Source organism: Mesorhizobium sp. M1406 (assembly GCF_040317555.1).
Lineage (GTDB): Bacteria > Pseudomonadota > Alphaproteobacteria > Rhizobiales > Rhizobiaceae > Mesorhizobium.
The window spans coordinates 142,806-160,616 of sequence record NZ_JAMYKW010000002.1; the positions used below are offsets into that span (position 1 = coordinate 142,806).

A 17,811-nucleotide genomic window follows, 5' to 3' on the forward strand; every position below is an offset into this window, starting at 1 on the left:
GCTCCCTAACGGAACAAGAGACCGGCGATCCGATTAACTGGATCATGTCCAACACGATCAAGGAACCGCCACCGAGGCACGAACCGAAGAAGGTACCTGTCTATCGTCGCGACAAAGAAGCACCGTCAGAACTTGAACATGTCGATCCGCCACCGCGAGACGTGCGAGAGGCACCGGTACCCAATCCAAACGGAGACAAGAAATCCTAACGAGATCGCCGAAGCCGAGGCAAGGCCATATGCCTGCTCCGGCGAAAACGCGGCCGCCCGGCGTCGCGACATCATTGACGATGCGCTGGATCAGCCCGAGGCCTCTTCTACCGGCCGGCCAGATTCTGTGGTAGATAGGTGTCGCAATCCATATGGGAGAAGCGGACAATCCGTCCTGCCGTGAAAGGCGCATTTCTGTCGGCACCGGCATGCGCGGATCATCTCAGGCACATTTGACGATAAGGGAGGAAAAAGTCATGCGCTTGGTCGCGTTTTTCGCCGTCATGTCTGTTGCAACCTTCGTCGCCAATCCATCGCAGGCTCAGGACGCTGCGGCTGGCGAGAAGGTCTTCACCAAATGCAAGGTCTGCCACATCGCGGACGAGGATAAGAACAAGATCGGTCCATCGCTGCACGGCGTCATCGGCCGGACCGCCGGTACGCATCCGGATTTCAAATATTCCGATGCCATGATTGCGGCCGGCAAATCCGGCGTCAAATGGGACGAGCCAACACTGACGACCTATCTTCACGACCCCAAGGCCATGGTCAAAGGGACCAAGATGGCGTTTCCCGGCCTCAAGAACGATGCGGACGTGGCCAACGTCATTGCCTATCTGAAAACGTTCTCCCAGTGACCTGGCTCCTCCGCAATGCGTCTAAAAACCGGGCCACTTTTGAGCGACTTGCATTAGGTTGCCTGCTTCCATCGGTCTGAAATGTCGACTAGGGAAAGCCGCCTCAAGGAGACCGGCATCCGCCTCTCGGAAGCGACGGCGGGTGATTTCTTCGCGCTTTTGAAGCCGCGGGTCATGGCGCTTGCCGTATTTACGGCTTTCGTTGGCCTGATGGCGGCGCCTGGCGTGATGAATCCGGTCATTGCCTTGATTGCGATCGGTGCGATCGCGATCGGAGCAGGAGCGGCCGGGGCCCTCAACATGTGGTACGACGCGGACATTGACGCGCTGATGTCGCGCACATCAAAGCGGCCGGTTCCGTCGGGCCGCGTCACGCCGGGTGAAGCTCTCGGCTTCGGCCTGGTGCTTTCGGCGCTTTCGGTCATCACGCTCGGCGTGCTGGTGGGCTGGCTTGCCGCATCGCTGCTGGCCTTCACCATCTTCTTCTACGTCGTCATCTATACGATGTGGCTGAAGCGATCGACGCCGCAGAATATCGTCATCGGCGGCGCGGCGGGTGCCCTTCCTCCTGTCATTGGCTGGGCGGCCGCCACTGGCGGGATCGGCATCGAAAGCGTCATCCTGTTCCTGATCATCTTTCTGTGGACGCCGCCGCATTTCTGGGCGCTCGCGCTGTTCAAGGTCGGCGACTACGCAACTGCCGGCATCCCGATGATGCCGAACGTGGCCGGCCAGGCGTCGACCAGAAAACAGATACTCGCCTATTCGCTGCTCTTGGCGCCAATCGGCATGCTGCCGTGGGCGTTCGGATTCACGAGCGTGTTTTATGGACTTGTTTCCGCGGCATTGGGCGCAGGTTTCATCTGGCACGCCTGGAAGGTCCTGATCGCTCCAGGCGCGGAGATGAAGACTGCCAAGGCGCTGTTCGCCTTCTCGATTTTCTATCTTTTCGCGATCTTTGCCATGCTGCTTGCCGACACCATCGCAATGCGGGCGTTCATGCCAGTCGGAGGTTGACGGCGTGACCGCTGTTCTTGGATTACCTGACGAGCCGAGAGGGACTGGTCGATAATTGTGTATTGAAGACATTGCACGCCAGGAGCGGCTCCGCGATCACGATGGTATTGCACAGAATCCCAGGATCAGCAGGGCGACTATGCCAAGGCCGAGTATGAGAAGCGTCCTTCCGTCCATGGCTTCACCTTTGACCGGTCAGCGCGGGCACAGCGTCCTTTGCGCGCCCAAAAAGGACGCGTGGCGCCGCGTGAGAATATCGAAAAAGGACCACCAGAGCTAGCCGGCGGAGATCTCCCGACAAAGGGCGACAAGTCCCTGGCAAAAGAGTATGTTGATTGCGGTGCAGGTCGCGGTTTTGCGTGGCCATTCATGCAGAACGGCAGCACCGTGAAACCGCGACCTTACCGGACCCGCTCTGGAGGAACGGTCATGGCAAGCTTTCATGTGATAGCAGGCGCCAGCGAGACGCTGGAGCATACCAAAATTCGAAAAATCGGTATTTCCGACCTTTTCGACGCGCTCAAGCGTGGCGTCGACGATTTCATGGTCAAACCGTCGCACATCGTCTTTCTCTGCCTCATCTATCCGCTCGTGGGAGTCGTGCTCGCCGTCTGGACGTCGGGCGCCAATGCATTGCCGCTGTTGTTTCCGCTGGTCTCCGGTTTTGCGCTGATTGGCCCTTTCGCGGCGATAGGTCTCTATGAAATCAGCCGCAGACGGGAAGCCAGACTCGACACCTCCTGGAGGCACGCTTTCGAGGTCAGGAATTCTCCGGCGCTGCCGGCCATCGCGGCGGTCGGGATCATGCTGTTTGCAATCTTCATCACATGGCTTTTGACCGCCCAACTATTTTACCAGTATCTCTTCGGCCCGGCGCCGCCGGCATCGATATCCGGCTTCATCAACGAAATATTCGCCACCGAACGCGGCTGGACGCTGATCATCCTAGGGCACGCCATCGGCTTCGTCTTCGCTGCGGTCGTCTTGTGCACAACGGTCGTCGCTTTCCCATTGTTGCTCGACCGCGACGTCGGCGCCTACGAAGCCATCCACACCTCGGTGCGCGCGGTGCTGGCGAACCCAATCACCATGGCTGTCTGGGGGCTGATTGTCGCCGTCGCCCTGATCATCGGCTCGCTGCCGGTGTTCGCCGGGCTGGCCGTCGTGTTGCCGATCCTCGGTCACGCCACCTGGCATGTCTACCGCAAGGTGGTGGAGCCGCCCGCCGGATCGGCGAGTTGAGGAAGTTCCGCCTCACCGCACCGGCGAGGGCGCCGTTGCGGGTTTGATCGAAGCCGTCAGTAAGCCGGATGGCTGAAGCGGGCCTGGTATGCGCCCATGGTCAGGTTGCGGAAATCTTTGCCGCTGACATGCACCAGCGTTTTATGGTCCCCGCCTTCGAAGTAGACGTCGGTGGCGTCGCCAAGGCTTTCATCGACGATCACCGGCACATTGTAGGCCGCGCCGATCGGCGGGATGGCGCCAGTGTCGCAATCGCCGAAGAGCGAAACCATCTCGTCTTCGGAGGCGAGTCCGAGACGTTTGTCCATGACGTCTTGCAATGTGCCGAGCTCGATCCTGTGGGTGCTCGGAACCACGGCCACTGCATAGCCAAGTTCGTGGTGAACGACCACGGATTTCGCCATGATGCTGCCGGGCACATGCGCGGCTATTGCCGCCTGCCGGCTTGTCGAAGTGCGATGATGAGCGACGGTGTCGTAGGAAATTCCCTTGCTGTCGATGAAGTCCTTCAGTCTGTTTGCGATCGTCATCTTGGCCTCCCTTGCCGGAGTTCGCCGGATCATGCTCTGATAAAAATGGACCAGCTGCCGATTGTTTCAAGGCGTCGGCACCGAACTGGACGCACGCCGCATGCGTGGGTCCAGACCGGAAATGCCCCGGGCAAATCCGGTTTGCGTGTCAGGGCCCGGACCCGAAAAACGTCAGCCGGGTGAAAAGCGTATAATCCGCTTCGAGGACCATCATCGTCACGAACACCAGCACCAGTATCGGCGGCAGGATGATCGCATAGGTCAGCGCCAGCCGTTCCCAGGCCATGTGCATGAAGACGGCGACGATCAGCCCTGCCTTGAGGATCATGAAGATCAGGATCAGCGACCATCTGAGATAGCCATGGAGGCCGAAATAATCGACCAGGTAGGAGCACGTGCTGAGGATGAACAGCCATGCCCAGACCACCAGATAGAGCTTGATCGGATGTTCCTGATGCGCGTCGGCATGGGCGACGGCCGCCGGCGCTTCATGCGCAGCGTGAAGTGCGTGTTGCCCGAGGCCGTTTGCGGTTGCTTCAGCCATGTCTGCCTCTCACCAAAGATAGAAGAATGCGAAGATGAACACCCAGACCAGATCGACGAAGTGCCAGTACAGCCCCATGATCTCGACGTTCTCGTAGCGGCCAGTGCGGCTGGTGAAGAATCCGCGTCGCCCGGTGTCGAAATCTCCGCGCCAAACCTTGCGCGCCACGATGATCAGGAAGATCACCCCGATCGTCACATGGGTGCCGTGGAAACCGGTGATCATGAAGAAAGACGAACCGAATTGTGCTGCGCCCCAGGGGTTGCCCCAGGGTCGCACCCCTTCCGTGATCAGCTTGGTCCATTCGAAGGCTTGCATGCCGACAAAGGTCGCGCCGAGCGCCGCGGTCAGAAGCATGAGGACTGCCGTCTTGCGGCGGTCGCGGCGATAGCCGAAATTGACCGCCATGGCCATCGTTCCGCTGCTTGAGATCAGCACGAAGGTCATGATGGCAATAAGGATCAGCGGGATATCCGAGCCGCCGATGCGAAGCGCGAAGACCTCGCTCGGATTGGGCCATGGCACGCGTGTCGAAATGCGCGCGGTCATGTAGGAGAGCAGGAAGCAGCCGAAGATGAAGGTGTCGCTGAGCAGGAATATCCACATCATGGCCTTGCCCCAGGACACGTTCTTGAACGCCCGCTGATCCGAGGACCAGTCGGCGGCGATGCCTTGCCAGCCCGCGGGCCTTGGCTCCGTCTGGCTGATATGCGTGACTGTCTCTGCCATCCGCTTGATCCCCTTAGGTCAGCAATTGTCGGCAAATATCGATGAACGTCGCGGCCCAACCCGCCAGCAGGGCGAAGATGGCGAGCCAGACGAAGAGCAGGAAATGCCAGTACATGGCGCACAGTTCGACGCCGAGGCGAAGCCGCTCCGGCCGCGCTCCATTCCAGGCGCTGGCGGTCGTTCTGCCGAGGCCCACCAGCCCGCCCAATATGTGCAGGCCATGCATGCCGGTGATCAGATAGAAGAAGCTGTTGGCCGGATTGGAGGTCAGAAAATAGCCGTCGTCGGTCAGCTGCCGCCATGCCATGAGCTGTCCGATCAGGAAGGCAAGCGCCGTGAGCGCGGCCGTGGCGAGGCCGAGCCTGACCATGTCGATCTGGCCCCTGCGCGCGGCGACGACGGCGCATTGCAGGGCTATGCTGCTCAGGACCAGCACGCCGGTATTGAGCCAGAGCAGCCGCGGCAGCGGCAGCGGCTGCCAGTCCGACACCGCCATCCGCATGAAATAAGCGCTGGTGAAGAGCGCGAACAGGCAGCCGACGACGGCGAGGAAGACACCGAGGCCGATCTTGGCGGTGGGCAGCGCCGACCGGTCGAGGCCGATAAAATCACTGGCCAGACCTTGTTCGAGCCACGGCTTGGTCATCAGCTTCTGGTGCGAAAGCCACCATCCGGCAAAGCCGGCGATGACGAGCAGGAAGACGAGGATGACGCTCATGCCGGCTCCCTCGAGGGGCCGAAGGAGCCCGGTATGTTCTGCGGGATGAAATCCTCCTTGGCGCCCGGTACGCTGTAATCATAGGCCCAGCGATAGACGATCGGCAGGTCCTTGCCGAAATTGCCGTGGGCCGGCGGTGTTTGCGGCGTCTGCCATTCGAGGGTCGTGGCCCGCCACGGATTGCCGCCGGCTTCGCGGCCATGGCGGATGCTCCAGATCAGATTGAACAGGAACACCAACTGGGCAAAGCCGACGATAAACGCCATGACGCTGATGAACGAGTTCAGGTGGTGGGCTGACTCCGTCATGACCGTCATGTCGGTCAGTTCAGCATAGCGCCGCGGCACGCCCATCAGGCCGAGGTAGTGCATGGGGAAGAAAATCAGGTAGGCGCCGAGGAAGGTGACCCAGAAATGGAACCGGCCCAGCATTTCGTTGAGCATCCGGCCGGTGACCTTCGGGTACCAATGATAGATCGCGCCAAAAACCACGAGGATCGGGGCGACGCCCATGACCATATGGAAGTGGGCGACGACGAACATCGTGTCGGACAGCGGAACATCGACGACCACATTGCCCAGAAACAACCCGGTCAGCCCACCGTTGACAAAGGTGACGATGAAGGCCAGGGCAAAGAGCATGGGTATGGTGAGATGGATGTCGCCACGCCACAGGGTCAGCACCCAATTGTAGACCTTGATGGCGGTCGGAATGGCGATGATCAGCGTCGTGGTGGCGAAGAAGAAGCCGAAATAGGGGTGCATGCCGCTGACATACATGTGGTGCGCCCAGACCACGAAGCTCAGCGCGCCAATGCCGACGATGGCCCAAACCATCATCCGATAACCGAAGATGTTCTTGCGTGCATGGGTGCTGATCAGGTCGGAGACGATGCCGAAGGCCGGCAAGGCCACAATGTAGACCTCGGGATGGCCGAAGAACCAGAACAGGTGCTGGAACAGGATCGGGCTGCCGCCATTGTGCTGCAGTTGCTCGCCCAGTTCGGAGATCGCCGGCATGAAGAAGCTGGTGCCGAGGACGCGGTCAAGCAGCATCATCACGCAGGCGACGAACAGCGCCGGAAAGGCGAGCAACGCCATGACGGTCGCCGTGAAGATGCCCCAGACGGTCAGCGGCAGGCGCATCATAGTCATGCCGCGCGTGCGACCCTGCAGCACAGTCACCACATAGTTCAGGCCGCCCATCGTGAACCCGATGATGAACAGGATCAGCGAGGAGAGCATCAGGATGATGCCCCAGTCCTGGCCGCCTGGCGTGCCGCTCATGATGGCTTGTGGCGGGTAGAGCGTCCAGCCGGCACCTGTCGGTCCGCCGGGTGCAAAGAAGCTCGACACCAGGACCAGCACGGCGAGCAGGTAGATCCAGTAGCTCAGCATATTGACATAGGGAAAGACCATGTCGCGCGCGCCGACCATCAATGGGATCAGATAGTTGCCGAAGCCGCCGAGGAAGAGCGCGGTGAGCAGGTAGATCACCATGATCATGCCGTGCATGGTGATGAACTGGTAGTAGGCTTCAGGGGTGATGAAGTCGAACGTGCCGGGGAAGCCGAGTTGCAGCCGCATCAGCCAGGATAGCACCAGGGCGACCAGGCCGATTCCGGTTGCCGTCGCCGAATACTGGATGGCGATGACCTTGGCATCCTGCGAGAAGACGTATTTCGTCCACCAGCTGTGCGGATGGTAAAGCTCCATTTCCGCGACTTCGGCCGGGGGGATGCCATCCGCGGGCGTGATGTCGACCATAGGAAGACCTCCGTGTCCTTTTCAGCGAGACTCGACCGTTTCGAGCTTTGCCGCAATTTTCAAACCTGGCGCTATCGTCTTGTCCGGCGCCATCGTTTTCCCCGGCGCCACCGTCTTCCCCGGCGCGTTGTCTGCCGCGCCCGTTTGCTGGGGTACCGACAATTGCGCGAAAGTCTGCTGCTGGCCGAGCCAGGCCACATAGTCTTGCTGCGTGTCGACCATGACCACACCATGCATCAAAGGATGCCCTTGGCCGCAAAGTTCGGCGCACAGGACCTGAAAGGTTCCGGTCTTGGTCGGGGTGAACCAGAAATAGGTGACCGAGCCCGGGATCATGTCCATCTTGGCGCGGAATTCCGGCACATAGAAATCATGCAGCACATCGATCGAGCGGAGCAGCATCTTGACCGGTTTGCCGACCGGCAGATGCAGATCAGCCGCTTCGACCACGATATCGTCCTGACCATTGGGATCGCTGGCGATCACGCCCAACGGATTGTCGGCGGTGACCTCGCGGGTGTCGGATGTGCCAAGCTTGCCGTCCTTGCCGGGCAGACGGAAACTCCATTGCCACTGCTGGCCGACGACTTCGACCTCTGTTGCGTCGCTCGGGACGTTGACGAAGCGGCTCCAGACGAACAGGCCGGGAACCAGCAACGCCGTGACCCCGACCGCGGTGACGATCGTCAGCCACGATTCGAGCCGCTTGTTCTCCGGCTCGTAGGCAGCCCGGTTCCCTTCCCGATGACGGAAGCGGAAGACGCAATAGGCCATGAATAAAACCACGGCGGCGAAGACGACGCCGGTAATCCAGAAGGTGATGATGATGGTGTTGTCGATATAGCCCCAGTTCGAGGCAATCGGCGTCCACCACCACGGACTCAGCAGGTGAAACATCACCGAGCCCACAACGACCAAAACGAGTACAAGCGCTACGGCCATGTCCCGTCCCTCCCGGCATTCTGGAGGACGCGAAGCTGGTCCCGGCGAATGCCAAGGTCATCATAGCTCTTTTTTCGGTTGAAATTCCAGAGCCGACTATCTTGACGGGAAAAATGTCGCCAACATCAACTCCTGAAGATGCTCGCTGTCGAGGAAGGAGTATCTGGAGTGCAACCGCGCGCAGGCGGGCGTTCGCAGTTTGGATGAATTGGCTCCCCGGGCCGGATTCGAACCAGCGACCAACCGGTTAACAGCCGGTTGCTCTACCACTGAGCTACCGGGGAACGGGCTCTTATGCGAGTTGCGCAGCGTATAGCTGCCCTTTTCGGCTTTGCAAAGAAGCAATTCGAATTTTTTCGAGGCTTTTTCGCACAGGCGTTTCTCGCAATCGTCGAGGGATGCCCTCATATTAGCCGTCTTGGCAGGGGTATGGAACCGAAAGCGCGGCCGCGGCTTTGGTTCAAGGGTGCTCCAGGACGATCAGACCGGGTCAATTTTTCGAGACGATGACAGCACAAGACAACCAGATGCCGGCACGCAAAATCTCAGTTTTCGGGCGTGAGTTCAAAATGCCGCGCTCGCGCGGGCTCAGAATCACCATCGGTCTCCTGCTGACCATTGGCGGCATCCTCGGGTTCCTGCCGATTCTCGGCTTCTGGATGGTTCCGCTCGGATTGCTGGTGCTTTCTTATGAATTCGCCATGGTGCGCCGCCACCGGCGCCGCTTTGTCGTCTGGTGGGAACGGCGACGCCGGCCGGATTGACGGCCAGGCACGCCTCAGCGGGCGGCGTGCTCTTCCAGTGCCTCGCGGATCTGCTTGAGAATCGCCGCGGCCGAGACAAGCCTTGCCCTGTCGTGCGGTGACAGGTTGCCCGCGCCTTCGATGGACAGGCGGTCGATGGCGTAGCGCAAAAGCTCTCCGCACCGCGGCAGGGACAGGCTGGGCGGCGCGTTCTTGTCGTTTTCCACCATTGCCTGGCGCATTCGCCTCTTGCCGTGATCAACACATGGACCGTCGAAGGGTTTCTTCCCGCCGTGGGTCATGCTTAAGAATCCGCTAGTGTGGCGGCGAGGCTTGGGCCTGACGATTTGACAGGGGCTGCCCGGATTGGCGCGGAGGAAACCGTTCGGAATGCACGGTGGCCGCTTGACGGCATTTTCGCCGCAACCTATTGGAACCGGGTGGAACGCCGGGAGCAACGAGGCCTCGTGGCGGAGTGGTTACGCAGAGGACTGCAAATCCTTGCACCCCGGTTCGATTCCGGGCGAGGCCTCCAATGCCCGGGCCCCCGCGCAGCAGCGCAGGGGCCTGAAGTTCCTGACATAATGAACCGCGGTTCTGGCGCGGCAAGCGGATTGGTTGGGACATGAGCGCTGATTTCTCCGAGCTTCGCGTCAAGATGGTCGATGGCCAGGTTCGCACCACCGATGTGACCAGCGCGCCGCTGCTCGACGCCATGCTTGCCGTGCCGAGAGAGGTCTTTGTCGGCGCCGGCCAGCGCGATCTCGCCTATATCGACGAGGACATCCGCATTGCGGCCGGCGCCGACGGCGCGCGCTACCTGATGGAAGCCTCGCCGCTGGCCAAGCTCATCCAGCTGGCCGAGATCAATCCGACCGACTCGGCGCTCGATGTCGGCTGCGGCACGGGCTACGCTTCGGCCATCCTGTCGCGGCTGGCCAGGTCCGTGGTGGCGCTCGAAAGCGATTCGGCGCTGGTGGAAACCGCCAGATCGACGCTTTCATCGCTTGGCTGCGGCAATGTGACCGTTGTGGAGGGGGAGTTGCCGCAGGGGTATCCAGCCCAGGCGCCCTATGACGTCATCTTCGTCGGCGGCAGCGTCGCGGAAGTCCCAGTGCCGCTGCTCGACCAGCTTGCCGAAGGCGGCCGGCTTGTCGCCGTCGAAGGGCAGGGCAATTCCGGCGTGGCGCGACTTTTTTTTAAAGCCGGGGGGGTTGTAACCGGAAGACGCGCGTTTAATGCGGCAATTAAGCCACTACCGGGGTTTGAACGTATTCATGCCTTCGAGTTCTGAATGATTTGGCCTTGCAGCAGAGGCTTTGTCATGGTCGCTTGCATTTGAACAATCGTTGCTGATCCGCAAACTGGGGGCACTTTGGGGCTGAGCAGCAGGGAACATCGAACACGCGGCGCCGGCTGATCAGAATGAGAAGCGGCGCGGCGCAGTTCCCATGGAAAAACGAATGAGGGTTTAACCGTGCCGTCTGTACGCAAGTCACTTTTCACCGCCGTCCTCGTTTCGGCGACCATGCTGTCCCCACTGGCCGCTTCGGCCGAAACCATCTCCGGCGCGCTTGCAAAGGCCTATCAGTACAATTCTTCGCTGAATTCGGCTCGCGCCGGCGTCCGTGTCACCGATGAGGGCGTCGCCATCGCCAAGTCGGGCTGGCGTCCGACCATCAACGGCTCCGCGGAAATCGACTATTCCAGCAGCCATCTCAACGGTACGGATCGGAGTATACGGCTAACCACCGGAAATTTTGGCGTCCAGATCAATCAGACGCTGTTCGACGGCTTTCAGACCAGGAACAATGTCGCTGCCGCCGAATCACAGGTTCGCGCATCGGTCGAAAGCCTGCGCAACACCGAAGAGAACACCCTGTTCAGCGCGGCGCAGGCGTATATGAACGTGATTCGCGACCGGCAGGTCGCAGTGCTGACCGAACAGAACCTGCAATTCCTGACCGAAACGGCGCGCGCGGCGCGGTCGCGCTTCGAGGTTGGCGAAGGAACGCGTACCGACGTCGCCCAGGCCGACGCTTCGCGGGCCGCCGCCGTGGCTTCGCTGAGCGCCGCCCGGGCGCAGGCACTGGCGAGTGCCGCTAGCTATCGCCAGATCGTCGGCGACGAGCCGGGCAAGCTCAAAGGCGCTTCGCCGGTGGCAAAGCTGTTGCCGTCGAGCCTAGCCGCCGCCGTCGGGGTAGCCTCGAACGAACACCCGGCCATCCTTGCCACCCAGCATCTGGTCGACGCAGCCGCGTTTTCGGTTAAGTCGGCCGAAGGCGCGCTGCTGCCGCAGCTTTCGGCTTCCGCCGGCGTTTCGAGCGCCTATCGCAACACTGTGCCGGGTGCCTTCTCGACGCAGGACGGAACGACCAATTCGGCGAGTGTCGGGGCAACGCTGACCATCCCGATCTATTCTGGTGGCCGCACCTCGGCCATCGTGCGCCAGGACAAGGAATCGCTCAGCCAGGCTCGCATCGAGGTCGACGTCAGCCGCGACCAGGTGCGACAGGCCGTCACCGCCGCCTGGACCGAGTACACCGCCGCGCAGCAGCAGCTGACGGCCAATAGGCAAGTCATCGAGGCCGCGAAGCTGGCGTTGAATGGCGTCATCGAAGAACGCAATGTCGGCCAGCGCACCACGCTCGATGTCCTCAACGCACAGGCGACGGTCATCACCGCCGAGATCAACCAGGCGAGTTATGAGCATGACGTGGTGGTGGCGAGCTACGCCATCCTGCAGGCGACCGGCCGCCTGTCCGTCGACCGCCTTGGCCTGCAGGTGACGAAATACAAGCCTGAAGAGCACTACAATGCAGTCAAGGACAAATGGATCGGCCTGCGCACGCCGGACGGGCGCTGAGGGCGTTCGGTCCGGACTTTGCCGTCTCGCCGTTTGAGCTGGATTTTTTGCTCCGCTGCTCTTTGCTTTCAAGATCGCGCTAATCTGTTGAAATCCCACAAGTCCCCAGATTGGGGATTCTCGTGCGGCGATCCGTCGGCTACGCTGTCGCCATGATTCGATCCGGCTTTGCCGGAGCGGAAATCCACAGGGTCACAAAAGGCGGCGGATGTGACGATGGCAACGGCAAGCAGCGCACAGCGCGAACCTTCCATGGAAGAGATACTGGCTTCCATCAGGCGAATAATCGAGGACAGCGACGGCGGCCGCAAGCAGCCGGGCGACGCCGATGAGTTGCGCCAGGATCTGGAGCCGGCGTCGAGCGCCGATGCTGCCCCCGACGTCGAGGCATTCCGTGCCGACCTCCATGCCGCTCCCGAGGTCAGGAAGCCGGTGACGCTGGCGGAAGTCCAGGCGCAGCTGCCGGCGGCCGAGCCGGTGATCGCGCGTTCGGAAACGCCGGTGCGCGCCGATCCAGCCCCGACCAAACCATCGATGACACTTGCCGAGGTCAGCGCCCGGGTTGCCGCCGAGCCGGCCGCGGTCGACGCGCCGGCACCGCGTCCCGTCACCGCCCCGGACACCCCCGTTGCCGATTGGCGGCGCGAGATCGCCGCGGTTGGTGAGCAGGCCAAAATGGTGTCGGACAAGGCCGAGGCACGCAAGCCGGTTACCCAGCCGCCGGTTGACGATTCAAGGCACGAACCGAGCGCGAAAGCAGCCTCCGAGCCGCCTCGTCCGGACGCGGTACGGCCGGTGCCAGTTAGTGACGCGCCGCGTCCGGCGATCGTTTCCGAGCATACGGGCCGGCAGGTTGCCGCCGCCTTTGGCGAGCTTTCCGATGCGTTCGCCAGCCGCGGCAAGAAGACATTCGACGAGATGGCCGAAGAGATGCTGCGCCCGATGCTGCAGGATTGGCTCGACAACAATCTGCCGACGCTGGTCGAAAGGCTGGTGCGCGAGGAGATCGAGCGCGTGGCGCGCGGCGCGCAATAGTATCCGTATCGATTGCCAAAAAGAGACGGCGCCTCCGTGGTGCCGTCTCTTTGGGCGAAGGTCAGTTTGTATTCGTGGCGAGGCAGACAGGTTTTCGCCGGAATCCCTGACGACAATGGGCCGTGTACGACATCTTCTACGTTCGCCGCTCGGACTACGGCAATGACTGTCCGGCATGCGGAAAGCCTTATTGGGCGCCAAGGGCGAAGTCCTGCGCCGAATGGGGGCATGGCTTCCGTTGAAATGACCATGGCCACGCCTATCTGCCTGTGATGGCCCGCGACAGCCCTTGCGGTTGACTTGGCCAAAACCTTCCGATTTACACCGGACCAGCAAAACTCCCGACAGCGCGGACCATTTTCCTATGCTTGAAAAGACCTACGACGCAAAAACCGTCGAGCCGAAGATCGCCAAAGTCTGGGAAGAGGCCGATGCGTTTCGCGCCGGTGCCGGGGCCGAGGAGGGGGCCGAGGCCTTCACCATCGTCATCCCGCCGCCGAACGTGACCGGCTCGCTGCATATGGGGCACGCGCTCAACAACACTCTGCAGGACATATTGGTGCGCTTCGAGCGGATGCGCGGCAAGAACGTCTTGTGGCAGCCGGGCATGGACCATGCCGGCATCGCCACGCAGATGGTGGTCGAGCGGCAACTGATGGAGAAGCAGATCCACCGCCGCGACCTGACGCGCGAACAGTTCATCGAGAAAGTGTGGGAGTGGAAAGCTGAATCCGGCGGCGCGATCTTCAACCAGCTGAAGCGGCTCGGCGCCTCCGCCGACTGGTCACGCGAACGCTTCACCATGGACGAAGGCCTGTCCAAGGCCGTGCTCGAAGTGTTCGTCACGCTCTACAAGGAAGGGCTGATCTACAAGGACAAGCGCCTTGTGAACTGGGACCCCAAGCTGCTGACCGCGATCTCCGATCTCGAGGTCGAGCAGCAGGAGGTCAACGGCAATCTCTGGCACTTCCGCTATCCGATCGAGGGCCAGGTCTTCGACCCGGAGAATCCGAAAACCTTCATCACCGTGGCAACGACGCGCCCCGAGACGATGCTGGGCGACACGGCCGTTGCCGTGCATCCCGACGACGAGCGTTTCCGCCACCTGGTCGGCGGGAACATCGTTCTGCCGATCGTCGGCCGCAAAATTCCCGTGGTGGCGGATGAGTATTCCGATCCTGAGAAGGGCTCCGGCGCGGTCAAGATCACGCCGGCGCACGACTTCAACGACTTCGAGGTCGGCAAGCGCCACAAGCTGCCGGCGATCAACATCCTGACCACGGCGGCGGCGGTAAGCCTCAAGGACAATGAGGATTTTGTTGCCGGTCTCGAGGTGACGCCGGAGCGCCAGGCGGTCTGGGATGAACTCGACGGCCTCGACCGCTTCGTCGCGCGCAAGAAGATCGTCGAGCTGATGGAAGAAGGCGGCTTCCTCGAAAAGGTCGAGCCGCATCGCCACGCCGTGCCGCATGGCGACCGCGGCGGCGTGCCGATCGAGCCGTTCCTGACCGAGCAGTGGTATGCCAACGCGGCGGAGTTGGCCAAACCGGCGATCGCATCGGTGCGCGAGGGCCGCACCAACTTCGTGCCGAAGAACTGGGAGAAGACCTATTTCGACTGGATGGAGAACATCCAGCCCTGGTGCATCTCGCGCCAGCTCTGGTGGGGTCACCAGATCCCGGCCTGGTACGGGCCGGACGGACGGGTCTTCGTCGAGAAGACCGAGGAAGAGGCGCTGGGCGCGGCGATCGAATATTATCTGGCGCTGGAAGGGCCGTGGAAGGCGTGGGTCGAGGACAAGCTTGAGAATTTCCAGCCGGGCGAGATCCTGACCCGCGACGAGGATGTGCTCGACACTTGGTTCTCGTCGGCGCTGTGGCCGTTCTCGACCTTGGGATGGCCGGACGAGACGTCCGAGCTGAAGACCTACTACCAGACCGACGTGCTGGTGACCGGCTTCGACATCATCTTCTTCTGGGTCGCCCGCATGATGATGATGGGCCTGCACTTCATGGACGAGGAGCCGTTCCACACGGTCTATGTCCATGCGCTGGTGCGCGACAAGAACGGGCAGAAGATGTCGAAGTCGAAAGGCAACGTCATCGACCCGCTCGACCTCATCGACGAATACGGCGCCGATGCGCTGCGTTTCACCCTGACGGTGATGGCGGCGCAAGGCCGCGACGTGAAGCTCGACCCGGCGCGCATCGCCGGCTATCGAAATTTCGGCACCAAGCTTTGGAACGCGACGCGTTTTGCCGAGATGAACGAGGTCGCGCGCAACGACGATTTCTGGCTGAACGACGCCAAGCTGGCGGTCAACCGCTGGATACTCACCGAACTGACGCGGGCGGCGCGAGACATTACGGACGGCATCACCTCATACCGCTTCAACGAAGCGGCCGGTGCTGCCTACCGCTTCGTCTGGAACCTGTTCTGCGACTGGTACCTGGAACTGCTGAAGCCGGTTTTCATGGGCACCGACGAGGCGGCCAAGGCCGAAAGCCGCGCCTGCGTCGCCTTCGTGCTGGATGAAATCTACAAGCTGCTGCATCCGATGATGCCGTTCATGACCGAGGAACTGTGGGCGCAGACCGCTGGCGAAGGCAAGGAACGGCCTTCGCTGCTGTGCCATGCCGCATGGCCATCGCCGGACTTCGAGGACGCGGATGCCGCCGCCGACATCAACTGGCTGGTCGATCTCGTCTCCGGCATCCGCTCCGTGCGCTCGGAGATGAACGTGCCGCCGGCAGCCATTGCACCGCTGGTCGTGGTCGGCGCCAACGATGCGACGCGCGAGCGGCTGGTTCGCGAGGATTCGGCGATCAAGCGGCTGGCGCGGGTTGGCGACATCTCGCTTGCCGATGTCGCGCCAAAGGGTTCAGCGCAGATCGTCCTCAACGAAGCGACTATCTGCCTGCCGCTCGGCAGCCTGATCGATCTCGCCGCCGAGGCGGCACGGCTGCGGAAGGAACTGGCCAAGGTGACCGAGGAAATCGCGCGCCTGCACAAGAAGCTCTCGAACGAAAGATTCGTCGCGAGCGCGCCAGCCGAGATCGTCGACGCCGAGCGTGAAAAGCTCGCCGAATATCGCGACGCGCAGGAGAAGCTTTCGGTCGCGTTGACCAGGGTTCGCGACGCCGGTTGAGGGTAGAGTCGCGAGGCTTTAGCGCCCTCTAAAATGGCAGAATTTTGCCTCGAAAACAGGCATTCCGTTGCGTTAATGTTGACGTAAACGGAAGATTTAGCCCCATTGTTGCCATAATGTAACAATGGAGCCGGATACCCTGCAAAATACCCCCTTTTTGGACGGTTTTGGAGACGTTTCCCCGGTTTTGTTTGTTCGTTTGCACTCAAATGCCGTGTTTTCGGTCTTGCGGGAGCGTCGGAACTTTGCCGAAAACGCACTCTGATCAACTGTACGTGTACGCTTCTTGAATTCGTTGTTGCACCGTTAACCTGAATTGGTTCTAGCTTGATGCACTGGCTATTCGGGGAGGACATCCATGAGCAATTCGCGTCTGAGAGCACTGCTGGGGGCAGGGTGCTTTTCGCTGGCTTTGATCGGGACAGCGATGAATTCGGCGCACGCTGGCGGCCTGGAGCGCGGCGGTTACGACATCGATCTTTTGTTTGACCCCGCGCCGTTCGCTACGGAAGCGGAAGCGCCCTACGTGATGCCGGATCGCAAGCTCAAGAATGCACGCGGTCCTGGGGAGACCGACCTCGGTTTCGGGACCACGGCCGATGGGGCCGAGAACTATTGGGTCCCGCGCATCGGCGCGAAGGCCCAAATCGTCCAGGGCGTCGACTGTATGGTTGATTACTCGCAGCCTTGGGGCGCTCATGTTGCGCACGGCATCTGGAACGGTGCGTTTTCCAACATGGAAACGGACATCAAGAGCGACAACTACGCGGGCACCTGCTCGTACAAGATGGATGCGGGCAAGGGTCAACTTCGCTTCATCGGCGGCGTCTTTTACCAGAAGGTCTACGGCTTCAAGGAAAGCCTGGTCTCGCCCTTTGTGCCCGACTTCGGGGGCACGGGTCGCGTCGACTTGACGAGCAACGGCTGGGGCTGGCGTGCCGGCCTTGCTTACGAAATCCCGGACATCGCATTGCGGGCGAGCCTCGTCTACAATTCGAAGGTCAAGCTCGACAACATCTCGGGCACGCTCGATCTGACGAATGTCGGCGGCACCGTCATCCCGATCTACGGCTCGACGCAGTACATGCCGGATGTGGTGGAGCTGAAATTGCAGTCGGGCATCGCACCCGGATGGCTCGCCTTTGGCTCGATCAAGTGGGTCAATTGGAGCGTTTTGCAAAGCGTTCCGATTTGTGCGGTGGGTACTCCTGCTGCGCTATGCGTCACGGGCGACAAAGCTCATTCAGCCCAGTTGACCTCTCTCGACCTGATGTATCGTGACGGCTGGACGGTTACAGGCGGCATTGGCCACAAGTTCAACGATCAATGGGCGGCCGCCGGCCAGCTTTCCTGGGATCGTGGCACTTCGCACGGCTATGGCTCTCAGACAGATACGTGGACGTTGGGTGGTGGCGTGGCCTACACCCCGAAGCCCAATATCGAAGTTCGTCTGGCAGGTGCGATCGGAGTGCTGACCAGCGGCCATTCCGGTACGTTGGCCGGAGACAATGGTTATGTTGCTGGCGATGACGCTAGCTATGACTTCGGCAACGATCTGGTCACGGCAATTTCTGGCGGCATCAAGGTCAAGTTCTAACCTGCTGGAACTCAACAGAAAAGGCCGGGCATTGCCCGGCCTTTTCTGTTTGCGCCGGCCATCGTCGGCGCTGCCGTATCCAAGCTG

16 protein-coding genes and 2 tRNA genes are annotated in these 17,811 nt (G+C 61.2%); 10 read left to right on the forward strand and 8 right to left on the reverse strand.

Annotated elements, in window-relative coordinates; all coding sequences use genetic code 11:
* Positions 1 to 466 precede the first annotated feature (466 nt).
* The 3 genes from NKH03_RS03195 (at position 467) to NKH03_RS03205 (ending at position 3,106) form a co-directional block, all read left to right on the forward strand.
* Complete coding sequence (locus tag NKH03_RS03195; RefSeq protein WP_352867668.1) at positions 467 to 847, forward strand: c-type cytochrome; 381 nt, start codon at positions 467 to 469, stop codon at positions 845 to 847.
* Between the two features lie 81 nt (positions 848 to 928).
* Entirely contained in the window at positions 929 to 1,864 is a 936-nt protein-coding gene (locus NKH03_RS03200) for a heme o synthase (protein WP_352967082.1), read from the forward strand.
* A 429-nt stretch (positions 1,865 to 2,293) separates the two neighbouring features.
* Positions 2,294 to 3,106, forward strand: coding sequence for a DUF2189 domain-containing protein (locus tag NKH03_RS03205; RefSeq protein WP_352967084.1), 813 nt, complete (start codon positions 2,294 to 2,296; stop codon positions 3,104 to 3,106).
* A gap of 56 nt (positions 3,107 to 3,162) precedes the next feature.
* On the opposite strand, the gene NKH03_RS03210 is transcribed toward NKH03_RS03205, so the two are convergent.
* The 7 genes from NKH03_RS03210 to NKH03_RS03240 form a co-directional block, all read right to left on the reverse strand.
* The gene (locus NKH03_RS03210) at positions 3,163 to 3,636 is read right to left on the reverse strand and encodes an aminoacyl-tRNA deacylase (RefSeq protein ID WP_352967085.1); all 474 of its coding nucleotides are present in this window, start codon (positions 3,634 to 3,636) and stop codon (positions 3,163 to 3,165) included.
* A gap of 148 nt (positions 3,637 to 3,784) precedes the next feature.
* Entirely contained in the window at positions 3,785 to 4,180 is a 396-nt protein-coding gene (locus NKH03_RS03215) for a cytochrome C oxidase subunit IV family protein (protein ID WP_352871316.1), read from the reverse strand.
* 9 nt (positions 4,181 to 4,189) lie between these two features.
* The gene (locus NKH03_RS03220) at positions 4,190 to 4,909 is read right to left on the reverse strand and encodes a heme-copper oxidase subunit III family protein (RefSeq protein WP_352967087.1); all 720 of its coding nucleotides are present in this window, start codon (positions 4,907 to 4,909) and stop codon (positions 4,190 to 4,192) included.
* A gap of 13 nt (positions 4,910 to 4,922) precedes the next feature.
* Positions 4,923 to 5,627 (reverse strand): cytochrome c oxidase subunit 3, encoded by a 705-nt coding sequence (locus NKH03_RS03225; RefSeq protein WP_352967089.1) that lies wholly within the window; start codon positions 5,625 to 5,627, stop codon positions 4,923 to 4,925.
* On the reverse strand, positions 5,624 to 7,393 hold the full coding sequence (ctaD, locus tag NKH03_RS03230) for a cytochrome c oxidase subunit I (protein WP_352883817.1): 1,770 nt from the start codon (positions 7,391 to 7,393) through the stop codon (positions 5,624 to 5,626). Before ctaD ends, NKH03_RS03225 begins: the two co-directional genes overlap by 4 nt.
* Before the next feature lie 21 nt (positions 7,394 to 7,414).
* The gene (locus NKH03_RS03235; RefSeq protein WP_352967090.1) at positions 7,415 to 8,335 is read right to left on the reverse strand and encodes a cytochrome c oxidase subunit II; all 921 of its coding nucleotides are present in this window, start codon (positions 8,333 to 8,335) and stop codon (positions 7,415 to 7,417) included.
* 209 nt (positions 8,336 to 8,544) lie between these two features.
* Positions 8,545 to 8,619: transfer RNA gene (locus tag NKH03_RS03240), tRNA-Asn, on the reverse strand.
* Between the two features lie 222 nt (positions 8,620 to 8,841).
* On the opposite strand from NKH03_RS03240, the gene NKH03_RS03245 reads away from it, so the two are divergent.
* Positions 8,842 to 9,099, forward strand: coding sequence for a hypothetical protein (locus NKH03_RS03245; protein WP_352967092.1), 258 nt, complete (start codon positions 8,842 to 8,844; stop codon positions 9,097 to 9,099).
* Positions 9,100 to 9,113: 14 nt separating this feature from the next.
* Here NKH03_RS03245 and NKH03_RS03250 read toward each other — a convergent pair whose 3' ends face one another.
* Complete coding sequence (locus tag NKH03_RS03250; RefSeq protein WP_352967093.1) at positions 9,114 to 9,320, reverse strand: hypothetical protein; 207 nt, start codon at positions 9,318 to 9,320, stop codon at positions 9,114 to 9,116.
* Between the two features lie 219 nt (positions 9,321 to 9,539).
* Here NKH03_RS03250 and NKH03_RS03255 point away from each other — a divergent pair.
* The 6 genes from NKH03_RS03255 (at position 9,540) to NKH03_RS03280 (ending at position 17,724) form a co-directional block, all read left to right on the forward strand.
* Positions 9,540 to 9,613 (forward strand) — tRNA-Cys (locus NKH03_RS03255).
* 90 nt (positions 9,614 to 9,703) lie between these two features.
* Positions 9,704 to 10,372 carry a protein-L-isoaspartate O-methyltransferase family protein gene (locus NKH03_RS03260; protein WP_352967094.1) on the forward strand — a complete coding sequence of 223 codons (669 nt, stop codon included), beginning with the start codon at positions 9,704 to 9,706 and terminating at the stop codon, positions 10,370 to 10,372.
* 183 nt (positions 10,373 to 10,555) lie between these two features.
* The gene (locus NKH03_RS03265) at positions 10,556 to 11,944 is read left to right on the forward strand and encodes a TolC family outer membrane protein (RefSeq protein ID WP_352967095.1); all 1,389 of its coding nucleotides are present in this window, start codon (positions 10,556 to 10,558) and stop codon (positions 11,942 to 11,944) included.
* Between the two features lie 216 nt (positions 11,945 to 12,160).
* Positions 12,161 to 12,979 carry a DUF2497 domain-containing protein gene (locus NKH03_RS03270; RefSeq protein ID WP_352967097.1) on the forward strand — a complete coding sequence of 273 codons (819 nt, stop codon included), beginning with the start codon at positions 12,161 to 12,163 and terminating at the stop codon, positions 12,977 to 12,979.
* A 364-nt stretch (positions 12,980 to 13,343) separates the two neighbouring features.
* Entirely contained in the window at positions 13,344 to 16,127 is a 2,784-nt protein-coding gene (locus NKH03_RS03275; RefSeq protein ID WP_352967098.1) for a valine--tRNA ligase, read from the forward strand.
* 358 nt (positions 16,128 to 16,485) lie between these two features.
* On the forward strand, positions 16,486 to 17,724 hold the full coding sequence (locus tag NKH03_RS03280) for an outer membrane protein transport protein (RefSeq protein WP_352967099.1): 1,239 nt from the start codon (positions 16,486 to 16,488) through the stop codon (positions 17,722 to 17,724).
* Positions 17,725 to 17,811 lie beyond the last annotated feature (87 nt).

Excerpts from the sequence above, each read along its gene's own strand:
- NKH03_RS03215 (WP_352871316.1), bottom strand. The coding sequence starts at position 4,180 with ATGGCTGAAGCAACCGCAAACGGCCTCGGGCAACACGCACTTCACGCT.
- NKH03_RS03235 (WP_352967090.1), bottom strand. The coding sequence starts at position 8,335 with ATGGCCGTAGCGCTTGTACTCGTTTTGGTCGTTGTGGGCTCGGTGATG.
- NKH03_RS03210 (WP_352967085.1), bottom strand. The coding sequence starts at position 3,636 with ATGACGATCGCAAACAGACTGAAGGACTTCATCGACAGCAAGGGAATT.
- NKH03_RS03270 (WP_352967097.1), top strand. The coding sequence starts at position 12,161 with ATGGCAACGGCAAGCAGCGCACAGCGCGAACCTTCCATGGAAGAGATA.
- NKH03_RS03225 (WP_352967089.1), bottom strand. The coding sequence starts at position 5,627 with ATGAGCGTCATCCTCGTCTTCCTGCTCGTCATCGCCGGCTTTGCCGGA.
- NKH03_RS03205 (WP_352967084.1), top strand. The coding sequence starts at position 2,294 with ATGGCAAGCTTTCATGTGATAGCAGGCGCCAGCGAGACGCTGGAGCAT.
- NKH03_RS03195 (WP_352867668.1), top strand. The coding sequence starts at position 467 with ATGCGCTTGGTCGCGTTTTTCGCCGTCATGTCTGTTGCAACCTTCGTC.
- NKH03_RS03200 (WP_352967082.1), top strand. The coding sequence starts at position 929 with ATGTCGACTAGGGAAAGCCGCCTCAAGGAGACCGGCATCCGCCTCTCG.
- ctaD (WP_352883817.1), bottom strand. The coding sequence starts at position 7,393 with ATGGTCGACATCACGCCCGCGGATGGCATCCCCCCGGCCGAAGTCGCG.
- NKH03_RS03220 (WP_352967087.1), bottom strand. The coding sequence starts at position 4,909 with ATGGCAGAGACAGTCACGCATATCAGCCAGACGGAGCCAAGGCCCGCG.
- NKH03_RS03250 (WP_352967093.1), bottom strand. The coding sequence starts at position 9,320 with ATGCGCCAGGCAATGGTGGAAAACGACAAGAACGCGCCGCCCAGCCTG.
- NKH03_RS03275 (WP_352967098.1), top strand. The coding sequence starts at position 13,344 with ATGCTTGAAAAGACCTACGACGCAAAAACCGTCGAGCCGAAGATCGCC.
- NKH03_RS03260 (WP_352967094.1), top strand. The coding sequence starts at position 9,704 with ATGAGCGCTGATTTCTCCGAGCTTCGCGTCAAGATGGTCGATGGCCAG.
- NKH03_RS03280 (WP_352967099.1), top strand. The coding sequence starts at position 16,486 with ATGAGCAATTCGCGTCTGAGAGCACTGCTGGGGGCAGGGTGCTTTTCG.
- NKH03_RS03245 (WP_352967092.1), top strand. The coding sequence starts at position 8,842 with ATGACAGCACAAGACAACCAGATGCCGGCACGCAAAATCTCAGTTTTC.